We start from the raw sequence: 18,569 nt of genomic DNA, 5'->3' as shown, positions 1-18,569 counted from the left end.
AATCAAGCGGGGGATTTTGGCAAGTTTAGCGGGGGGTGTGCGATCCAGGATTGCTGTCATGCCCCGCCACGGCGAGGCAATTGCGCATGAAAGTTTGGGGCGCTGCAGCTTCCACATCGTCATGGCCGGGCTTGTCCCGGCCATCCACGACCTTCGTTGGCACCCCAGAGAACGTGGATGCCCGGGACAAGCCCGGGCATGACGACCTCTTGTGTTGTGAACGTTCGCGGCCCTACCTCCCCGCAAACTCCGTCGGCGTCCGCCCTGTCACCTGGCGAAACGCGGCGGAAAACGCCGGCACGCTGGCATAGCCGAGCTGGGTCGCGAGCTGCTTCACCGACACGTTGGCATCGGTCGACAGCCGCTGGATCGCCGCCGCAATTCTTGCGCGCTGGCACCAGCTCTTGAAGCTCAGCTGCGTCTCAGTGGAAAACAGCCGCGACAGCGTGCGCGCTGATGTTCCGACCTCGCGCGCCAGCGTGTCGATGTCGTGCAGGCCGGTGGGATCGTCGAGCACGATCATGGCCGCGCGCCGGCAGCGCGGCTCGTGCGGCAGCGGCACGAAGGTCGCGGAATCCTCGGCCTGGACCAATTCCAGCATCACCAGGCGAACCAGCAGATCAGTCCGCTCCTCGGTATTGCGCGCGTCGAACAGTGCGAGGATCGCCTGGTTCAGCAGCGGCGACACCCGCACCACGAATTCCTTGGTCAGTCCCTCATGGCGCTGCTCGCGCTTCAGCCAGGACAGGTCGAAATACAGCGTGCGCATCTCGATGTCGGCGAGCAAATCGATGGCGTGCTGGAGCCCGGCCGGCACCCAGACCGCGCGGTCCGGCGGCACCAGCCAGCGCCCTGCCGGCGTCGTCACCTGCATGGTGCCCTTGGCGGCATAGATCAGCTGGGCCTCGCGGTGCATATGCGGAGCGATCCGCATGCCCTTGGGGTAGTCGCGCGCGACCAAATGCACGCCCGCAGGGGAGCGATGGTTGCTTCGGACCGCCCGGAGGATTGGCGTCTCGACGACAGTCATTGGCAGCATCCCGTCATGCCCAAGACATATAACTCATTTCGGAGCAGGAGAGGATTCCCATGAACAGCCCCAGCCGGGTGATCAGTTTCGTCAATGCGGGCCATTTCATCGACCATTACGCGATGCTGATTTTCGCCGCCGCGGTGATCATCATGGGACCGGCGCTCGGCATGGCCTATTCGGAACTCTTGCCTTACGCGACGCCGGGCTTCGTCGCCTTCGGCGCGGGCTCGCTGCTCACCGGCTGGCTCGGCGATCGCTGGAGCCGCCGCCACATGATGCTGATCTTCTTCGTCGGCATCGGCGCCTCCATGATCTCGGTCGGCTTCGTGCAGACCCCGGCGCAGCTCGGCGCGGCGCTGTTCGCGATTGGCATTTTTGCCTCGATCTATCATCCCGTCGGCACTGCCATGATTGTGTCCTACGCTGACAGGCTCGGCCGCGAGATGGGTATCAACGGCGTCTGGGGCAATCTCGGGGTCGCGTCGTCGGCGCTGGTCACCGGCGTGATCGGCCAATATCTCGGCTGGCGCTTCGCCTTCATCGTACCCGGCATCGTCACCATCCTGATCGGCATCGCCTTTGCGATGATGGTCGTGCACGAGGACCGCAAGGGCTCGAAGCAGGCGGCAGCGCAGGCGCGGGTCGCCAAGCAGGACATGTGGCGCGTGATCCTGTCGCTGCTGATCGTGGTGATCGCGATCTCCACCACGTTCAATGCCGTCACCGTGGCGCTGCCAAAGCTGTTCGCGGAGCGGCTTGCCGATCTCACCAAAAGCCCGGCGCTGCTCGGCGTCATCGCCGCCTGCGTCTACGTATTCGGCGCGATGACGCAGTACACGATCGGCCGGCTGCTCGACCGCTACTCGCTGAAGACAGTGGCGCTGCCGCTGTCCTTCATGCTGGCGCCGTTTCTGTATCTGGCCGCGAGCCTGTCCAATTTGCCGCTGATCCTGGTTTCGATCGGCATCGTCATGGGCGCGTTCGGGCAGGTCACGGTCAACGATGCCATGGTCGGCAAATACACCAGCGAGGAATGGCGCTCGCGCGCCTATGCCGTGCGCTATTTCATCGGCTTCACCGCGGCCGGCGCCTCGGTCGGCCTGGTCGCCTGGCTCTACGAGCAGGGCGGTTTCGTCACCATGCTGCACGCCTTCGCCGCACTCTGCCTGCTCGCGATCGCAGCCGCGATCATTCTCCCGCGCGAGATCAGGACACCGCAGGCGGTGTGAGGGATCTGCGTGAGGCGCGCGCCCGTTTCAACCGCGTCATTGCGAGAAGCGTAGCGACGAAGCAATCCAGAATCCTTCCGGGGAGGGACTCTGGATTGCTTCCGCCTTCGCTAAAGCTTCGGCGGACAAGTCGCTGCGCTCGCAATGACGGCGGATGTGGCGGCGGCTCGCTTAGTCTGCCGATGATGCCATCATGCCAGTGTTTTGCCCGACGGAGCAAGCAATTTCGGCAAAGACGAAATTCTGGCTTCGGCGCACACAAATTTTTCTCCAGCCTTTTCAACCCCATCTCTACTGTGCATGGGGTTGTTTTCGCGCTTTTTGGTGTTGCCTCCCTAACCACCTGCAAGCGACAGGAACCTGCTGCGCCTGCCGCGGGTTCTATCCCCGTCATCCCGGCACCTCGCCGGGGCAGATGAAGGGGTAAAATTCCTGCATGCAGTGGAGCCTGCTCCGACCGGTCGGCCTTGTCCCCGCGGCGCTTGTCCTCACCACCGTTGCGGCCAGCGCCGAGGGCGGCAAATCGGCCGGTCCGTCGGAATTCCTGCTGGTGGCGCAGATCGTGCTGTTGATCGCGGTCGGCCGCGGTCTCGGCGAGATCATGCAGCGCCTCGGCCAGCCCTCGGTGATCGGCGAACTGCTCGCCGGCATCCTGCTCGGTCCCTCGCTGTTCGGTTGGGTCTGGCCTGACGCACAGCACGCAATCTTCCCCAAGACGCCCGAGCAGAAAGCGATGATCGACGGTATCGCGCAGTTCGGCATCCTGCTGCTGTTGCTGCTGACCGGCATGGAGACCGACCTCAAGCTGGTCAGGAAGGTCGGCAAGGCCGCGATCGCAATCTCGATCGCCGGCATCCTCGTGCCCTTCGCTTGCGGCTTCGCGCTCGGCGAGTTCCTGCCCGACTCACTCTTGCCGAATTCGCAAGCCCGCCTGGTTGCGTCGCTGTTCATGGGCACGGCGCTGTCGATCTCCTCGGTGAAGATCGTCGCGGTGGTTGTGCGCGAGATGAACTTCATGCGCCGCAATGTCGGTCAGATCATCGTCGCCACCGCCGTCATCGACGACACCATCGGCTGGATCATCATCGCCGTCATCTTCAGCCTGGCCTCGCACGGCACGCTGGATATCGCCTCGGTGGCGAAAGCCGTGCTGGGCACGCTGGCCTTCCTCGCCATCAGCTTCACCATCGGCCGCCGCCTCGCATTCCAGTTGATCCGCTGGGCCAACGACAATCTCGTCAGCACCGCGCCGGTCATCACGGTGATCTTGCTGATGATGTGCGCGATGGCGCTGATCACGCATCTGATCGGCGTCCACACCGTGCTCGGCGCCTTTGTCGCCGGCATTCTGGTCGGCGAGTCCCCGATCCTGACGCGGCAGATCGACGAGCGCCTGCGCGGGCTGATCTCCAGCTTCTTCATGCCGGTGTTCTTCGGTCTGGCCGGCTTGAGCGCCGACCTCACCGTGCTCCGCGATCCCAACCTGCTGATGCTCACCGGCCTGCTGGTCGTGATCGCCAGCGTCGGCAAGTTCGGCGGCGCTTTCATCGGCGGAACCGTGGGCGGGTTGAACACACGGGAGTCGCTGGCGCTCGCAAGCGGGATGAACGCGCGCGGCTCGACCGAGGTCATCATCGCCACCATCGGTCTCTCGATCGGCGTGCTCAGCCAGAACCTGTTCACGATGATCGTGACCATGGCGATCGTGACCACGATGGCAATGCCGCCGATGCTGCGCGCGGCGCTGGCGAAGCTGCCGATGAGCGAGGAGGAGAGGGAGCGCCTGGAGCGCGAGGAGTTCGAGAAGCGCGGCTTCGTCGCCAATCTCGAACGTCCCTTGCTGGCAGTGGACGAAAGCGTCAATGCCAGCTTCGCCGCCCACATCGCTGGCCTGATCGCGGGCATGCGTGGCCTGCCGATCACCGTGCTGCACATCGGCAAGCGCGCCAAGGAGCAGGAGAAGGGCCGCGACGAGGAAGAAAGCCCCGAAGCGGTGGTGAAGAAGGCGGCTGAAGCGGTATCAGCGAGCGGTGACCAGGATGTCCGCAACGTCGATGTCACGACGCGAGTCCGCAAATCCGGGCTCGGTGAGACGATAGGAGACGAAGCGAAGAAGGGCTTCGATCTCCTTGTCGTCGGTATCGACAAGGTCGCGGCCACCAAGGATCGATTCGACCGCAAGATCGAGGATATTGGAGCGGAGTTCGAAGGGCCGCTCGCGATCGTCGCGGCCAAGGGCAAGCACCTGAAGCAGCCGATGCCCGAGGCGCTCAACATCCTCGTTCCGGTCTCCGGCAGCGGCGTCTCCAAGCGCGGCGCCGAGGTCGCGGTCGCGCTGGCGCAGGCGGGATCAGGCTCGCTCCGGGTGATCTATGTCGCGACGACGCGCGACAAGGGCGCGCAACGCGGCGCCTCTCGTGGTCTGAGCCAGGAGGCCGGTATCCTGAAGGACGCTAGCGATCTCGCCGCCCGCTACGAAGTCGACATCACCACGACCTTGCGCGCGAACCGGGCGCCTGAAGCGGCGATCCTGCGCGAGATCGAGACCACCGACGTCGATCTGGTGGTGATGGGCGTCGATCGCATCCAGGCCGATCACCTCTCCTTTGGCGGCGTCGCCGACGCCGTGCTCAGGCAGGCAAAGGTCTCGGTGCTGCTGGTCTCAAGCGGCGAGGCGCGGCCGAATTCCACGGAGAAAGCCTAGGACTTCACCTCGGCCACTGCCACCGTCTTGGACGTCTTCTTCGACGCACGCCAATTCTCGAAGCGCTGCACCACCACGAAGAACGCCGGCACGAACAGCACCGCGAGGCAGGTCGAGGCCAGCATGCCCGAGAACACGGTGATGCCGATCGACTTGCGCGCGCTGGCGCCGGCGCCGGTTGCGAGGACCAGCGGCACCACGCCGAGGATGAAGGCGAACGACGTCATCAGGATCGGGCGGAAGCGGGCGCGCGCAGCTTCGATGGCGGATTCCAGCACCGGCTTGCCGTCGCGGCCGTGCAGCTCGAGCCCGACCTCGACGATCAGGATCGCGTTCTTGGCCGAGAGCGCGATCAAGAGGATCAGGCCGATCTGGCAATAGAGGTTGTTGTCGATCTTCAGGCCGTTGAGGATCAGCATGGGGCCGAGCAACGACAGCGGCACCGCCAGGATGACCGAGATCGGCGCGTACCAGCTCTCGTACTGGCCGGCGAGCACGAGATAGACCAGCAGCATGGCGAGCCCGAACACCCAGTAGATCTGGTTCGAGACGGCCTTCTCCTGATAGGACATGGCAGTCCATTCGTAACCGGTGCCCGGCGGCAGCGTCTTGTCCGCGATCTCCTCCATCAGCTTCAGCGACTGGCCGGAGGAGTAGCCCTGCGCGGGCAGGCCGATGACGGTCGAGGACGGATAGAGATTGTAGAGGCTGATCAGCGAGGGGCCGGTGGCCGGCGTGATCGTCGCGACGGTGCCGATCGGGATCATGTCGCCGTTCGAGTTGCGCACCATCATGTTGGCGATGTCGCGCTCGGTGACGCGGAAGGCGGGATCGGCCTGGGTGTAGACCTGGAACACGCGGCCGAACTTGTTGAACTGGTTGACGTAGGACGAGCCGAGATAGGTCGACAGCGCCGCGAACACCTGGTCCGTCGTGACGTGCAGCGTCTGGGTCTTGATGCGGTCGATCTCGACGTTGAATTGCGGCACCGAGGAGCGGAACGAGGACTGGACGCGCTGCAGCGCGCTCTGGCTCTGGCCGTTGGAGACCATCGCGCCCGTGATGGCCTGGAGCTTGGCGAAATCGCTGTTGCCGTCGCGCAGCTCGACCTGCATCGAGAAGCCGGCCGCGTTGCCGATGCCCTGGATCGGCGGCGGCGGCAGCACCAAAGTGCGTGCCTCCATGATCACAGCGAGCTTGTCGTTCAGCCCGTAGACCAGCGAGCGCAGATCTTCGCCCGGTCCTTTGCGCGCGTCCCAGTCCTTCAGGATGATGTAGGCGACACCGGCATTGGCAAGGCTGGCGCTGTTGTCGAGTGCGGAGATGCCGGCGATGGTGATGACCTGCTGGACTCCAGGCGTGTCCTTGATCAGCTCGCTCGCTCTGTCGAGCACCTTCTGGGTCCGCTCCAGCGCGGCGCCGTCCGGCAGTTGCACGGCGGCGATCAGATAGCCCTGGTCCTCGATCGGCAGGAAGCCGGTCGGCACTCGCGACAGCCCGTAGCCGCCGATCCCGATCAGCACCAGCGCGAATGCGACCGAGATCGTGGCATGCCGGCACAGGAAGCCGATCAGCCTCGTGTAGCCACGCTCGACGCGATCATAGACCGCGTTGAAACCCCGGTAGAAGAAATTGCGCTGCTCGGGGGGCACGGTCGGCCGCAGCCAGAGCGCACATTGCGTCGGCTTCAGCGTCGCGGCGTTGATAGCAGACAAGAGCGCGGTTGCCGCGATCACCAGTGCAAATTGCGAATAGATCCGGCCCGTGAGGCCCGCGAGGAACGAGGCCGGCAAGAACACCGAGATCAGCACGAGCGTGATGCCGACGATCGGCGCGAACAGCTGGTCCATCGCCTTGATCGCGGCGTCGTGGCCATTCATGCCCTGCTCGATGTTGTGAGCAGCACCCTCCACCACGACGATGGCGTCGTCGACGACGATGCCGATCGCGAGCACGATCGCGAACAGGGTCGACATGTTGATGGTGAAGCCGAGCGCCGCCATGGCGGCGAAGGCGCCGATGATGGTGACCGGCACCGTGGTTGCCGGCACCAGCATCGCGCGCCAATCCTGCAGGAACACCAGGATGACGACCAGCACCAGCAGGCCGGCCTCGATCAGGGTCGTGTAGACCTCGTGCACCGAGGCCTGCACGAATTTGGTGGTGTCGAACGGCGTGTCGCATTTCATTCCTTGCGGGAAGGCCTTTGCAAGCTCCGCCATCTTCTTCTCGACGGCCTGCTCGACCTGGAGTGCATTGGCGCCGGGCGACTGGAACACGCCGATGCCGGTGGCCGGCTGCTTGTTCAGCGAGAAGATCTGGCTGTAGGTCTGCGCGCCGAGCTCGACCCAGCCGACGTCGCGCACCCGCGTCACGTCGCCGCTGGTGCCCGATTTGACGATGATGTTCTCGAATTCGGTGGTGTCGTCGAGCCTGCCGTTGACGTTGAGGGTATACTGAAACGCCTGTCCCGACGGTGTCGGCGGTGCGCCGACCTGGCCGGCGGAGACCTGCTGGCTCTGCTGCTGGATCGCCTGAATGACATCCTGCGGCACCAGGCCACGAACCTGCAGCTTGTTCGGATCGAGCCACACCCGCATCGAATATTGGCCGGCGCCGAACACGGTGACGTTGCCGACGCCGGGCAGGCGCGAGAGTTCGTCGCGGAGGTTGATGGTGGCGTAGTTGCTCAGATAAAGGCTGTCGAACGTCTTGTCGGGCGAGGTCAGCGTCACGAACAGCAGGATCGACGTCGACCGCTTCTGCACGGTGACGCCCTGGTTCTGCACCGACTGGGGCAGTTGCGACAGCGCGCTGGAGACGCGGTTTTGCACCAGCACCTGCGCGAAGTTGAGGTCGGTGCCGATCTTGAAGGTCACGGTCAGCGTATAGGTGCCGTCGGAGCCGCTGTAAGACTGCATGTAGAGCATGTCCTCGACGCCGTTGACCTGCTGCTCGATCGGCAGTGCCACGGTGTCGATCACGGTCTTGGCGCTGGCGCCGGGATAGCGCGTCGTGACCTGCACCGTCGGCGGCACCACATCGGGATATTGCGCGATCGCGAGGTTGAACAGCGCGACGCCGCCGATCAGGATCATCAGCAGCGCGATGACGTTCGAGAGGACCGGCCGCTCGATGAAGAACTTTGAGATCATGGCTGGCGCTCCTACTTACTTGGCAGACGCCTGCGGCTGCTCGATCTTCGTCACCTGCGGATCGATCTTCTGGCCCGGAATCACCCGCAGCAGCCCTGCGGTCACCACGCGATCGTCCGGCTTCAAGCCGCTTTCGATCACGCGCAGGCCGTTGTCGACGGGACCGATCTGCACCTTGCGTTGCTCGACGACGTTGCCGCCGTTGACGACGAGGAGATAGCGGCCGCCCTGGTCGCTGCCGAGCGCGGTGTCGGGCACGAGCAGGGCGTCCTTCTCCTGGGTGAAGGGCACGCGAACGCGGACGAAATAGCCGGGCAGCAGCACCCGCTTGTCGTTGGGCACGAGACCGCGCACCGCGAGCGTGCCGGTCGACTGGGTGAGGGTCGGGGCGACATAGTCGAGCTTGCCCTCATGCGGATAGCCGGCCTCGGTCTGCAAACCGACTTGAATCGGAAATTGCTTCATGTCGGCGGCGGTCAGCCCCCGGCGAGCGGCCTCGGCACGGATGCGCAGCACGTCCTGCTCGTTGACGGTGAAGTTCACATAGATCGGGTCCATCGCAACGATGGAGGCGAGTTGAGTCGGGGAGGAGACCCCGACGAGTTCGCCGATCGAGACCATGTGCGCGCTGACGATGCCGTCGAATGGTGCGCTGACCTTGGTGTAGCCGTAGTTGACTTCGGCGAGGCGGGTATTGGCCTGGGCCTGCTGGAGGTTGGCTTGTGCGTTGTCGCGGTTCGAGGTCGAGTTGTCCAAGGTCGCTTGCGAGGCCGCTTGCCGCTGCACAAGATCGCTCTGCCGCTTGTAATCGGCTTCCGCCTGCCGGAGCGAGGCCTGCGCGCCGGCCTCGGCCGCCTGCGCCTGGTCGAGCTTGAGCTTGTAGGTCTCGGGCTCGATCGTGAACAGCTGGGTGCCTTGCTTGACGAACGCGCCGTCCTGGTAGTCGATCGATTGCAGGAATCCCTGCACGCGCGCGACGAGATCGACATTCTTGACCGGCGCGGTGTTGCCAGTGGCCTCAACATAGCGGGTCACCGGGCGCTGCACCGGCGCGGCCACGTCCACCTTGGGCGGGGGCGGCGCGACGAACGTATTTTTGTCCTCGCAGCCGGTGAGCGCGGCCACCGCCATCGCGGCGGCCAGTGCCTGCCCGACATGTCTCCACGCTCCGTTGCGCCGTGCGGGAGATGCGGGATTCGCGCAGGTCATTCGGTGGCCCCCGGTTGCTGTCTGTCGGGGCGGGAGGCTACCAACAAATGCCCGGACGTGGAACACCATAGCCATGGCAGTCGTCGGCCTTGTGCTACAGCCTGCGCTGTGGCCTTTGGCAGTTTTGCCATCACAAACCGCTTTTCATCGCGCGCAGGATCGACCAGAATTATGTCAAAGGCCCTGCGGCGGCACGCGGAGTAGTCGGGACGAACAAGAGAAGAATAAAAGAAGAAAAGGTCGGGAGATCATGACATGCCCACGTCTCTCCAGTCGGTGCTTGAGTCGGTCCTTGCCGGCCTCGTTCTCGCAGCGGCGGTTGCCATGCCCGCGCTAGCCGATGGTCTGAAGGACGAGATCGCGCCGACCGGCAAGCTGCGGGTCGCGATCGCGATCAGCCCGGCGGGCGGCGCGTTCTGGTCCACCAAGACCGAAGCCGGCTATGCCGGCGTTCCCGTCGATCTCGGCAAGGAGATGGCTGCGCAGCTCGGCGTGCCCATCGAATATGTCGTGCACCAGAATTCCGGCCAGATCACCGATGCGGCGTCGAAAGGCACTCTTGAAAAAGGTGCTTGGGACGTCACCTGGCTGCCCAAGGACCCCGAGCGCGAGTCCAGGATGATGTTCGGCCCGATCTACGAGGTCGCGGACGCCACCTACATCGTCAAGCCCGGCTCGAGCGTCACCAATTTCGTCACGCTCGACCAGCCCGGCATCAAGGTCGCGGCCGTCAACGCCACCACCACCATGCGCGGCGCGGTCGCGCATTTGAAGAACGCGAAGGTCACGGGCTATCAGACCTACGACGAAATCTTCGGCCTCCTGAAGAGCGGCGAGATCGACGCCTTCGCGCTGTCGCGCGACCAGCTCAACAAGATGGCGCAGAGGATTCCGGGCACGCGAGTGCTCGACGAAACCTTCAAGAAGACCGTCACCGCAGTCGCTGTGCCGCTCGGTCATCCCCAAGCGCTCACCTTCGTCGCCAAGTTCATGAACGAGGCGGTGACGAATGGCACCTTACGCAAAGCCTATGATAACAACGGCCTGAAGGACACGCCGATCCGCACCGAATAGGACGGGCCAGTGCGATCGGATACGAACAGCTGGGAGGCTGCCGAACGTGCTCGGTCTGCATGGTTCGAGACGCCGCTTTGGCGGGCTCCTCGCCATGAGCGTTTGATGTCGCAAACCGCGACCTCAGCGCGGTTTGATCTCTGCGTATTTCGCCATCGCCTTCTCGAACTTCCGCTTGAACAGCCACATCGCCGCGAGGATCTCGCGGAAGCTTGCGGAGGTGCGCGCCCGGTCGGCCTGTCCAAAAGCAAAAATGCTGTTGTTGCGCAGGTGCTTCATGATGGTCGGACTGGACACCCTGTAGTTCAGGAGATCGCCGGACTTGAGCGCCGACCGCGTCGGCGTGGGAACGATCTGGATCAGCTCGAACAGCTTCATCTGGTCGATCGGGTCGGGCAGCGTCTTCACGATTCCCGGGATATCCCGGAAAACATCCGCATGCGCGTTCATTAGGCCGTCGCGCACATTGGTCCAGTGATTGAAGCGATAATCGGTGCCGCGGGCCCGCGCCTCCTCTTTGTCATCGCGCGCGCTCAAGTCGGGATCGGCGGCCGCGATCTCGGCCTTGATGGCCTCCCATTTCCTGCGCCCGTTGCGGTCCTCGGACGGGCCGGTCTGGAAGCTGCCCATATAGGTGTTCGAGCGCCCGTTGCGGACGTTCTGCTTGCCGTTGGTCTCGGCGAAGAACAGCCCGAGGCTGATGCGGCCCGCGGCTTCGGCGTGGTCAGGCGCAAGCCCCTTGGCGCGCGCGATCGCGACCGCGAGATCGACGACGTCCTTGAACGGCGTCCCCGAGTTCTGCGCGCCGGCCGGCGGCGCTTCCATGATCTCGAACAGCTTTGAGTATTCGTCCACCAGCGGCTCGATGTCGGCATCGAAATAGGCCGGAGGTATCTCGAACTTGTTGGGCCTGCCGATCCGCGACGGCATGGCGTCGGTGAGATCCTTGTAGGCACTGATCACGGCGACGCGTGCCAGATACAGCGCCTGGCCCGGCAGGTTCGGCAGCGGCTGCTTCGCCTCGATCTGGCGGCGCCGCTCGGCCAGGATCGCCTTGAAGTCGTCGAGCGCACGCTCGTAGGAGGCAAGCGCTTCCGCTTGCCTGGCCGTGAGCGTTTGCGCCCGGCTCGGGACGAACGTCGTAAGGAGCAGCCCAAGCGCCGCGGTGATTGCGAGGAGTTGACGTCGTGCAGGCATGGCCGGTTCCCCCAACGATTCGTCGGTCGGGGGATCGTAGCCTAGTCGTTGGCTTCGGGCGGCAGGAAGTCGACCTCGTGCAGCGCCGAGATGCGCACGACCTCGGCCGGGTCGGTCAGGTCATGGAGCTGGTTGAACAGCGCCTCCAGCTTCTGCATCGGCGAGACCCAGAACAACGCGCGGGCGGGCTTGTCGGATTTGTTGAAATAGCCGTGCGGGATACCGCGCGGCAGGCGCACGAGGTCGCCGGCATGAGCCTTCACCCATTTGCCGTCGAGCTTGAGGTCGAGTGTGCCTTCCTGCACCAGGATGAATTCGTCCTGGGTCGGATGGATGTGCACCGGCACGAACTGGCCGGGATCGCTGTTGGTTTCGAACGCGAAGGTGGACTCGGTGACCGCCTTCGGGAAGTAGACCTGGCCGAGGATGTTCCAGGTCTTGCCGCCATACCCCGTACCGTTCGCGGTGATGCCTTTTTCGAGTGCAGTCATGGCTCGCCTCCAATGGGATTGTAACTGAGACGGAGTGTTGCGCAGCAGCCATGCGCTGTCCATGCGCAAGACTCGCACTAATGCCCGTCGCGTTCAGCCGCCTGCCTGCGCAGAAAGCCTTCGAGATCAGCCTGCACGGAATAGGGCGTCGGGATCGGATCGCCCGCGTCGTCGACAGCGGTGTCGAGAGAGCGGCGCAGCATGCGCGCGAGCTCGGCCTTGCGGTAGGGCTTGGTCAGAAGCGGCGCGCCCTTGGTGGCGCGTCCCTGCGAATGCGGGGCGTCGTAGGCATAGCCCGACGTGAAAAGCACCCGCAGCGAGGGGTGCGCTGCCACCATCTCGTCGGCGAGCTCTCGTCCGTTCAAGCTGCCGGCCATCACGATGTCGGTGAATAGCAGGTCGAAGGGCGTGCCTTCGGCCGCGATGGCCAGTGCCTCGGCCGCATTGGCGGCCGGGATGACCTTGTAGCCGAGGCTTTCGAGCTGGACCGTGACGTACTGGCGGACGTCGCGGTCGTCCTCGACACAAAGGATGGTTTCCGTCCCGCCCACGACCTTGCGCTCGTCATAGCCGGCGGGGCGAAGCGTGCTCGCCTCCGCCTTCGGCAGGTAGATCGTGAAAATCGTGCCGCGTCCTTCCTCGGACGAGACCTTGATGCCGCCGCCGGACTGCTTGACGAAACCGAACACCATGCTGAGCCCGAGCCCCGTGCCCTTGCCGACGTCCTTGGTCGAGAAGAAAGGATCGAAGATCCGCTCCAGAATGGCCGGCGGAATGCCGGTGCCGGTGTCGGCGATCTCGATCTCGACATAGTCGCCGGCATAGCCGGCCCCGACCGCCACGGCCTCGCGGACGCCGAACACGACGTTGCGCGTCGTCAGCGTCAGTCTGCCGCCATCGAGCATCGCGTCGCGGGCGTTGATCGCGAGGTTGAGAAGCGCCGAGCTCAATTGGCCGCGATCGACGAGGGCGAGCCAGACGTTGCCGTCGAGCCGTGTCACGATCTCGATCTTCTTGTCGAAGGTTGCCAGCAGCAGCTTTGCGAGCTCTTCGAGCAGTTCATTGATGTCGCTCTCGGCCGGCTTGAGCGCCTGCTTGCGGGCAAAGGACAACAGGCTCGACGTCAGCGCGGCGCCGCGATCGGCGGCGTCGCTGATCAGCTTGGTGATGGTCGCGAGCGGCGGATTGTCCTTCACGGCGTCGGCGAGGATCTCGATCGTGCCCGTGATCACGGTGAGCATGTTGTTGAATTCGTGCGCGATGCCGCCGGTGAGCTGGCCGACCGCCTCCATCTTCTGGGCCTGGATCAGCTGCTCCTCGGCGGCGCGCTTCCGGGTGACGTCCTTGACGAAATTGTTGATGAGGGTGCGACCCCCGATGTGGAGCGCCGTGCTGGACGCCTCGATCAGGATCTCGTCGCCGTTCCGGTGCAGCAGGGTCGCTTCGAACCGGATGCCGATCGGCGTATCCGACAGTTCCGGCAGCAGCCGCATCATGCGTTGCCTGAAGCCGTCGCGCAGTGGCTCGGCAATGAGGAGGTTGACGACGTCGGTGCCGAGCGCCTCCTTGCGCGTCCATCCCGTCAAGGCCTCGGCCTGAAGGCTCCATTCCAGCACGATGCCGTTCTGGTCGGTCTGAACGAAGGCGTCGAGCGCGGTCTTGATGACGGCTTGCGTCATCTGTGCGCTGGCCCGCGCCTGCTCGGTCAGTAACGCGGCGGCGCGTTTTTCCTGCGCCATTTCGATCGCGCGCGTGCACAGACGAGCGAGCAGGACGGCAGTGGCGCCGCTTGCGAGCAGGGCGACGATCTGAGCAATGCCGAACCCGATTCCGGTCGCGGCATAGGAGACGAGGAGAGCCGCCGCGGTCACGATGACCTGCGTGGCCATCGCGAGTGTCAGAAGCCCCCTGAGTTTCATGGTCTCACACCAGCGCGTCAGTCGCGGACCCCTCGTGTCCGCCCTGTCAATGTCCGGCTCCACGTGAGCTACAGATGTCAGCTACAGATTCCGCGCGGCGGCGTCGAGGGGCAATTTGCGGTGGTGTCGGGTGGTGGTGCTTCAACCTGCCGGCGAATCGGTCTGGCGTAGCGTCGTCACCCAGATCACGCGCGCCGTCTGCTGGGTCGGGTTGTCGAACATGTGCGGCACGATGCTCGGAAAGCGAAAGCTGTCGCCGGCCTCGAGCAGGTGGGCCTGGTTGTCGAGCCACAGTCGCAGGCTGCCGGAGAGGATATAGCCCGCCTTCTCGCCGGTGTGCTGCAGGAAGTCGGTGCCGGACGAGGCGCCGGGATTGAGCGTGAGCTCGTAGAGTTCGAGCTGGCCTTTGTCTGCCGGCGTCAGCGCCTCCTTGACGACGCCGCTGGCGGTGAGCCGCAGCAGGCGCCGGCTGTTCTTGCGCACGATGTAGCGCTGCACGTCGGCGGGATCGGTGGTCTCGAAGAAATAGGAGATGGGAACGTCGAGCGCGATGCTGAGCAGGCGCAGCGTGCGAATCGACGGCATGGCACGCGCGCGTTCGAGCTGGCTGATCATGCCGTTGGAGAGGCCGGTCTTGTTGGCGACGTCCTGGATCGACAGGCCCGCACGCTGGCGCAGCAGCCGCACGGTCTCACCGAGGCGCTGGTCGACGGCGTCGTCGGCTTCGATCGCCGGGGCATCCTTCGGATCGTTGATCTCGCCGCGACCATCCATGTCGCTCTCCCATGCATCATCTCAGCCCGGAGGACGACGGTCCGGAGCTTCAGTCGAAGTGAAAAGGTCGCGCATCCTAGCAATGCGATTGACAGCTGTATTTAGTCGTGATGAACTTTTGATAGAAAAATTTAGAAGCACTAAAGCCCACTCCTGTCCCTTGCCGGGGATCTCGGGGGCGCGGGAGACGGTGCCGCGTGCGACAACGGAGAGTGGTCATGGCGGACGACACCGGGAAGTTCGGCGTTGGGGCACTGCATCTCGGCAATCCGAATCGCCGTCAGATCTTTCAGCTCGGTGCGGGCGCCGCGGCGGGATGGACGCTATCGGGCAACGCATTTGCGCAGACCGAACGCCCGACCCAACCGCCGGACAAGCCGCGCGGGCAGGTGATCGCGGCGCTGTCGCAGGAGCCGACGGTCTTTCATCCCCTGATGCCGGGCATCGAAGTCGATCAGGGCATCTGGTGGCAGGTGTTCTCGCCGCTCTGGTTCATCGATCCCGACGGCAAGTTCGTTCCCGACCTCGCCCGCGAAGTCCCGACCCTCGAGAATGGCGGCCTGTCGGCCGACGGCCTGACCTGGAAGATCAAGCTCCGCAGCGACGTGAAATGGCACGACGGTACGCCGTTCACGGCCGAGGACGTCAAGTTCTCGCTCGAGCTGATCAACAATCCCGATTTCCGCGCGCGCAGCCGCGTCGGCCATAGCCTCGTGAAGGACATCAAGGTCGTCGCGCCCGACGAGATTCACTGGCGCATGGAAGCGCCCTATTCGCCCTATATGTCGATCCTGGGATCGCTGACCTTCATCGTGCCCAAGCACATCCTGGAAAAGGTGACCGATCCGAACGCCTCGCCGTTCCACAACGCGCCTGTCGGCACCGGGCCGTTCCGCTGGGGCGAGCGCGTTCCCGGCGACCACATTCAGTTGAATGCGCATGCCGGTTACCACGGCAAGGGACCTTACGTTGAGCGCGTGGTCTTCAAATACATTCCCGATCTCACCGTGCTCTACACTCAGTTCCGTACCGGGCAGGTCGATTACACCGGCCTGCAAGGCATTTTGCCGAACTTCGTGCAGGAGGCGAAGACGCTGAAGGGGCGCAAGATCTTCGTCTCCTCGACGTCGTCGGTGGAGCACATCGCGCCGAATCTGGAGTTCGGCGCGTTGGCGGACCGCACCGTGCGCGAGGCGCTTTATCTTGCGATCAACAAGCAGGCGATCATCGACGCGCTGAACTACGGCTTGCCGACGCAGACCGAAAGCTTCGTGCCGCAACAGGCCTGGTCGTTCCAGCAGGGACTGCCGCAGCACAAATACGATCCGGCCAAGGCCAACACGCTGCTCGATGCGGCCGGTTGGGTCCGCGGCGCTGGCGGCGTGCGCGAGAAAGGCGGCGTCAAGCTCGAGTTCGCCAATTCCACAACGTCGGGCAATGCGGTGCGGGAGCAAACCCAGCAACTGCTGATCCAGGACTGGCGCGCGATCGGTGCCGCGATGCGCGTGAACAACATGCCGGCGGCCGTGATCTGGGGCGATTTCTGGCAGCAGTCGAAATTCAATTCGGTGATCGTGGGGGTGAATTTCATGCTGGGCAGCGACCCCGACGTGACGCCTCGCTTCGGCTCCGGCGCCATTCCTGCCAAGGGTGGCCGCGGCTACAACACCTATCAGTATCGCAACCCTGAGGCGGATCGGCTTCTCGCAGAAGGTGCCAAGCAATTCGATCTGACGCAGCGCAAGTCGACCTATGGCAATCTGCAAAAGCTCATCCGCGACGACCTCGCGATCCTGCCGCTGTTCCAGGGCTTCATCGCCGAGGGCGTGAAGGAAGGGCTCCAGGGTTTCCGTCCCAACATCAACATGTCGATCAACTGCTGGAACATCCGCGAATGGTACTGGGCTTGATGGTTCAGGTGCGCGAGATCGCCTGAGATGGCCCGTTACGTCGCCAATCGCCTGGCGCAGGCGATCATGTTGCTGGTGATCGTGTCCGCGATCGGCTTCGCCATCCTGCATCTGGCGCCCGGCGGTCCGCTCTCGCAATTCGCGGCGTCCGCGCAGATGACGCAGGAGGACCTCGATCGCGTTACCCGGCAGCTCGGGCTCGATCGGCCGCTGCCGATCCAGTATCTCGACTGGTTCGGCCGGATGCTGAGGGGCGATTGGGGCCGCTCGTATCGCGACGGCGAGGCGGTGCTGTCGGTGATCTCTTCTCATCTCGGCGCCACGCTGGAGCTGATGGCGACCGCGACCATCATCGCCGTCCTGCTCGGCTGCTGGATCGGTGTGCTCGGTGCGCTGCGCCGCTATTCGCTGTTCGATACGCTCGCAACCGTCGGCGCCATGATCGCGCTGTCGATCCCGACCTTCTGGTTCGGACTCGTCACCATCTACGTGTTCTCGGTGAAGCTCGGCTGGCTGCCGGCCGGCAACCGGCAGACCGTCGGCGATGGCTCCTTCCTCGACTTGCTGCATCATCTGATCGCGCCGGCCCTGGTGCTGGCGCTGGTCGAGACCGCGATGTGGGGCCGCTTCATGCGCTCCTCCATGCTCGAGGTGATCAACCAGGACTACATCCGCACCGCGCGCGCCAAGGGCATGCCGGAATGGCGGATCCTTACGGTTCACGCCTTGCGGAACGCGCTGCTGCCGATGATCACGGTGGCCGGCCTTCAGTTTCCGACGCTGCTCGGGGGCGCGCTGGTCGCCGAGACCGTGTTCACCTGGCCGGGCATGGGCCGGCTGTTCCTCGATTCCATCGGCTACCGCGACTATCCCGTGGTGATGGGCATCCTGATGTTCTCGGCGATCATGGTGCTGATTGGGTCGCTGCTCGCCGACATCCTCTATGCCGTCGTCGATCCCAGGATCCGGGTGGGCTAGGCGATGACGAGCGCAGCCCTCACGACCGTTCAGCTCGCGCCGGGCCAGGCCGCCTGGCGGCGCTTCCGCCGGCACCGGCTCGCGCTCGCGGGCGCCGTGATCATTCTGCTGCTCATCCTCGGTTCGGCATTCGGCCCGTACCTCCTGCCGTTCGACGACACCTATATCGACATCATGAAGCGCTTCGCGCCGCCGTTTTCCGGTGCGCATATCCTCGGCACCGACGAACTCGGCCGCGATGTGCTGGCCCGGTTGATGATGGGCGCGCGTGTCTCGCTGTCGATCGGCTTCATCGCGATGGTGATCGCGATGGCGGTGGGCATCGCCGTCGGCGCCTTCGCCGGCTTCTATGGCGGCGTGGTCGGTGCGGTGCTGATGCGGCTGGTCGATGCCATGCTCTGCTTTCCGACCATCTTCCTGCTGCTTGCGCTCGCGGCGCTCATCGAGCCCGGCTTCGTCACCACCACCGTGCTGATCGCGGCAACCGCCTGGATGTGGGTGGCCCGCGTCGTCGAGGCCCAGGTGCGCTCGCTGCGGGAACGCGAGTTTGCGGTTGCTGCACTCGCGTTCGGCTCGTCGAACCTGCGGATCATGTTCCGCGAGCTCGTGCCCAACGCGGTCGCGCCGATCGTGGTGGCTGCGACGCTGAACGTGGCCAAGGCGATCCTGCTGGAGTCCTATCTGAGTTATCTCGGTTACGGCATCCAGCCGCCGGCCGCGAGCCTGGGCAACATGCTCAACAACGCGCAGATCTATCTCACCAGCGCGCCTTGGCTCGCGATCGCGCCGGGCGTCGCCATCACGCTGGCGGTCACGAGCTTCAACTTCCTCGGCGATGGCCTGCGCGACGCGCTCGATCCGCGAATGAACATCTCATGACAAGCCGACGAGCTTCC

General features: G+C 64.5%; 13 protein-coding genes. 6 read left to right on the top strand and 7 right to left on the bottom strand.

Going from position 1 to position 18,569, the window contains the following annotated elements; translation table 11 throughout:
- Nucleotides 1-232 precede the first annotated feature (232 nt).
- Nucleotides 233-1,030 carry an AraC family transcriptional regulator gene (locus AC0L27_RS23110; protein ID WP_354205126.1) on the bottom strand — a complete coding sequence of 266 codons (798 nt, stop codon included), beginning with the start codon at nt 1,028-1,030 and terminating at the stop codon, nt 233-235.
- A gap of 59 nt (nt 1,031-1,089) precedes the next feature.
- On the opposite strand from AC0L27_RS23110, the gene AC0L27_RS23105 reads away from it, so the two are divergent.
- Together AC0L27_RS23105 and AC0L27_RS23100 are read left to right on the top strand one after the other, a co-directional pair.
- Nucleotides 1,090-2,262, top strand: a complete 1,173-nt coding sequence (locus tag AC0L27_RS23105; protein WP_027519745.1) for an MFS transporter — start codon at nt 1,090-1,092, stop codon at nt 2,260-2,262.
- Between the two features lie 436 nt (nt 2,263-2,698).
- Entirely contained in the window at nt 2,699-4,966 is a 2,268-nt protein-coding gene (locus tag AC0L27_RS23100) for a cation:proton antiporter domain-containing protein (RefSeq protein WP_354205129.1), read from the top strand.
- Here AC0L27_RS23100 and AC0L27_RS23095 read toward each other — a convergent pair.
- Both AC0L27_RS23095 and AC0L27_RS23090 read right to left on the bottom strand, forming a co-directional pair.
- Complete coding sequence (locus tag AC0L27_RS23095; protein ID WP_473320477.1) at nt 4,963-8,121, bottom strand: efflux RND transporter permease subunit; 3,159 nt, start codon at nt 8,119-8,121, stop codon at nt 4,963-4,965. The genes AC0L27_RS23100 and AC0L27_RS23095 overlap by 4 nt on opposite strands.
- Nucleotides 8,122-8,136: 15 nt before the next feature.
- A complete protein-coding gene (locus AC0L27_RS23090) occupies nt 8,137-9,330 on the bottom strand; it encodes an efflux RND transporter periplasmic adaptor subunit (RefSeq protein ID WP_354205133.1) in 1,194 nt (397 codons plus the stop codon).
- Between the two features lie 255 nt (nt 9,331-9,585).
- Between AC0L27_RS23090 and AC0L27_RS23085 the strand changes: the two genes are divergently transcribed.
- On the top strand, nt 9,586-10,404 hold the full coding sequence (locus tag AC0L27_RS23085; protein WP_354205135.1) for an ABC transporter substrate-binding protein: 819 nt from the start codon (nt 9,586-9,588) through the stop codon (nt 10,402-10,404).
- Nucleotides 10,405-10,527: 123 nt separating this feature from the next.
- Here AC0L27_RS23085 and AC0L27_RS23080 read toward each other — a convergent pair whose 3' ends face one another.
- The 4 genes from AC0L27_RS23080 to AC0L27_RS23065 all read right to left on the bottom strand — a co-directional run bounded on the left by AC0L27_RS23080 (nt 10,528) and on the right by AC0L27_RS23065 (nt 14,785).
- Complete coding sequence (locus tag AC0L27_RS23080; protein ID WP_354205137.1) at nt 10,528-11,601, bottom strand: hypothetical protein; 1,074 nt, start codon at nt 11,599-11,601, stop codon at nt 10,528-10,530.
- A gap of 41 nt (nt 11,602-11,642) precedes the next feature.
- Nucleotides 11,643-12,092 carry a cupin domain-containing protein gene (locus tag AC0L27_RS23075; protein ID WP_007595617.1) on the bottom strand — a complete coding sequence of 150 codons (450 nt, stop codon included), beginning with the start codon at nt 12,090-12,092 and terminating at the stop codon, nt 11,643-11,645.
- Between the two features lie 77 nt (nt 12,093-12,169).
- Complete coding sequence (locus AC0L27_RS23070) at nt 12,170-14,011, bottom strand: ATP-binding protein (RefSeq protein WP_354205139.1); 1,842 nt, start codon at nt 14,009-14,011, stop codon at nt 12,170-12,172.
- Nucleotides 14,012-14,152: 141 nt separating this feature from the next.
- On the bottom strand, nt 14,153-14,785 hold the full coding sequence (locus AC0L27_RS23065; protein WP_007595614.1) for a cupin domain-containing protein: 633 nt from the start codon (nt 14,783-14,785) through the stop codon (nt 14,153-14,155).
- 218 nt (nt 14,786-15,003) lie between these two features.
- On the opposite strand from AC0L27_RS23065, the gene AC0L27_RS23060 reads away from it, so the two are divergent.
- From AC0L27_RS23060 to AC0L27_RS23050, 3 genes are read left to right on the top strand one after another with little or no spacing between them, the layout of a single operon-like run.
- Nucleotides 15,004-16,695 (top strand): peptide ABC transporter substrate-binding protein, encoded by a 1,692-nt coding sequence (locus tag AC0L27_RS23060; RefSeq protein WP_354205142.1) that lies wholly within the window; start codon nt 15,004-15,006, stop codon nt 16,693-16,695.
- 27 nt (nt 16,696-16,722) lie between these two features.
- Nucleotides 16,723-17,673, top strand: a complete 951-nt coding sequence (locus AC0L27_RS23055; RefSeq protein WP_275169229.1) for an ABC transporter permease — start codon at nt 16,723-16,725, stop codon at nt 17,671-17,673.
- 3 nt (nt 17,674-17,676) lie between these two features.
- Nucleotides 17,677-18,552: an ABC transporter permease gene (locus AC0L27_RS23050; protein WP_354205144.1), complete on the top strand. Its 876-nt coding sequence runs from the start codon at nt 17,677-17,679 to the stop codon at nt 18,550-18,552.
- Nucleotides 18,553-18,569 lie beyond the last annotated feature (17 nt).

Source organism: Bradyrhizobium sp. Ken51 (assembly GCF_055807435.1).
Note: the sequence above shows the minus strand (reverse complement) of the source record. Positions and strands in the feature narration are given on the sequence as shown.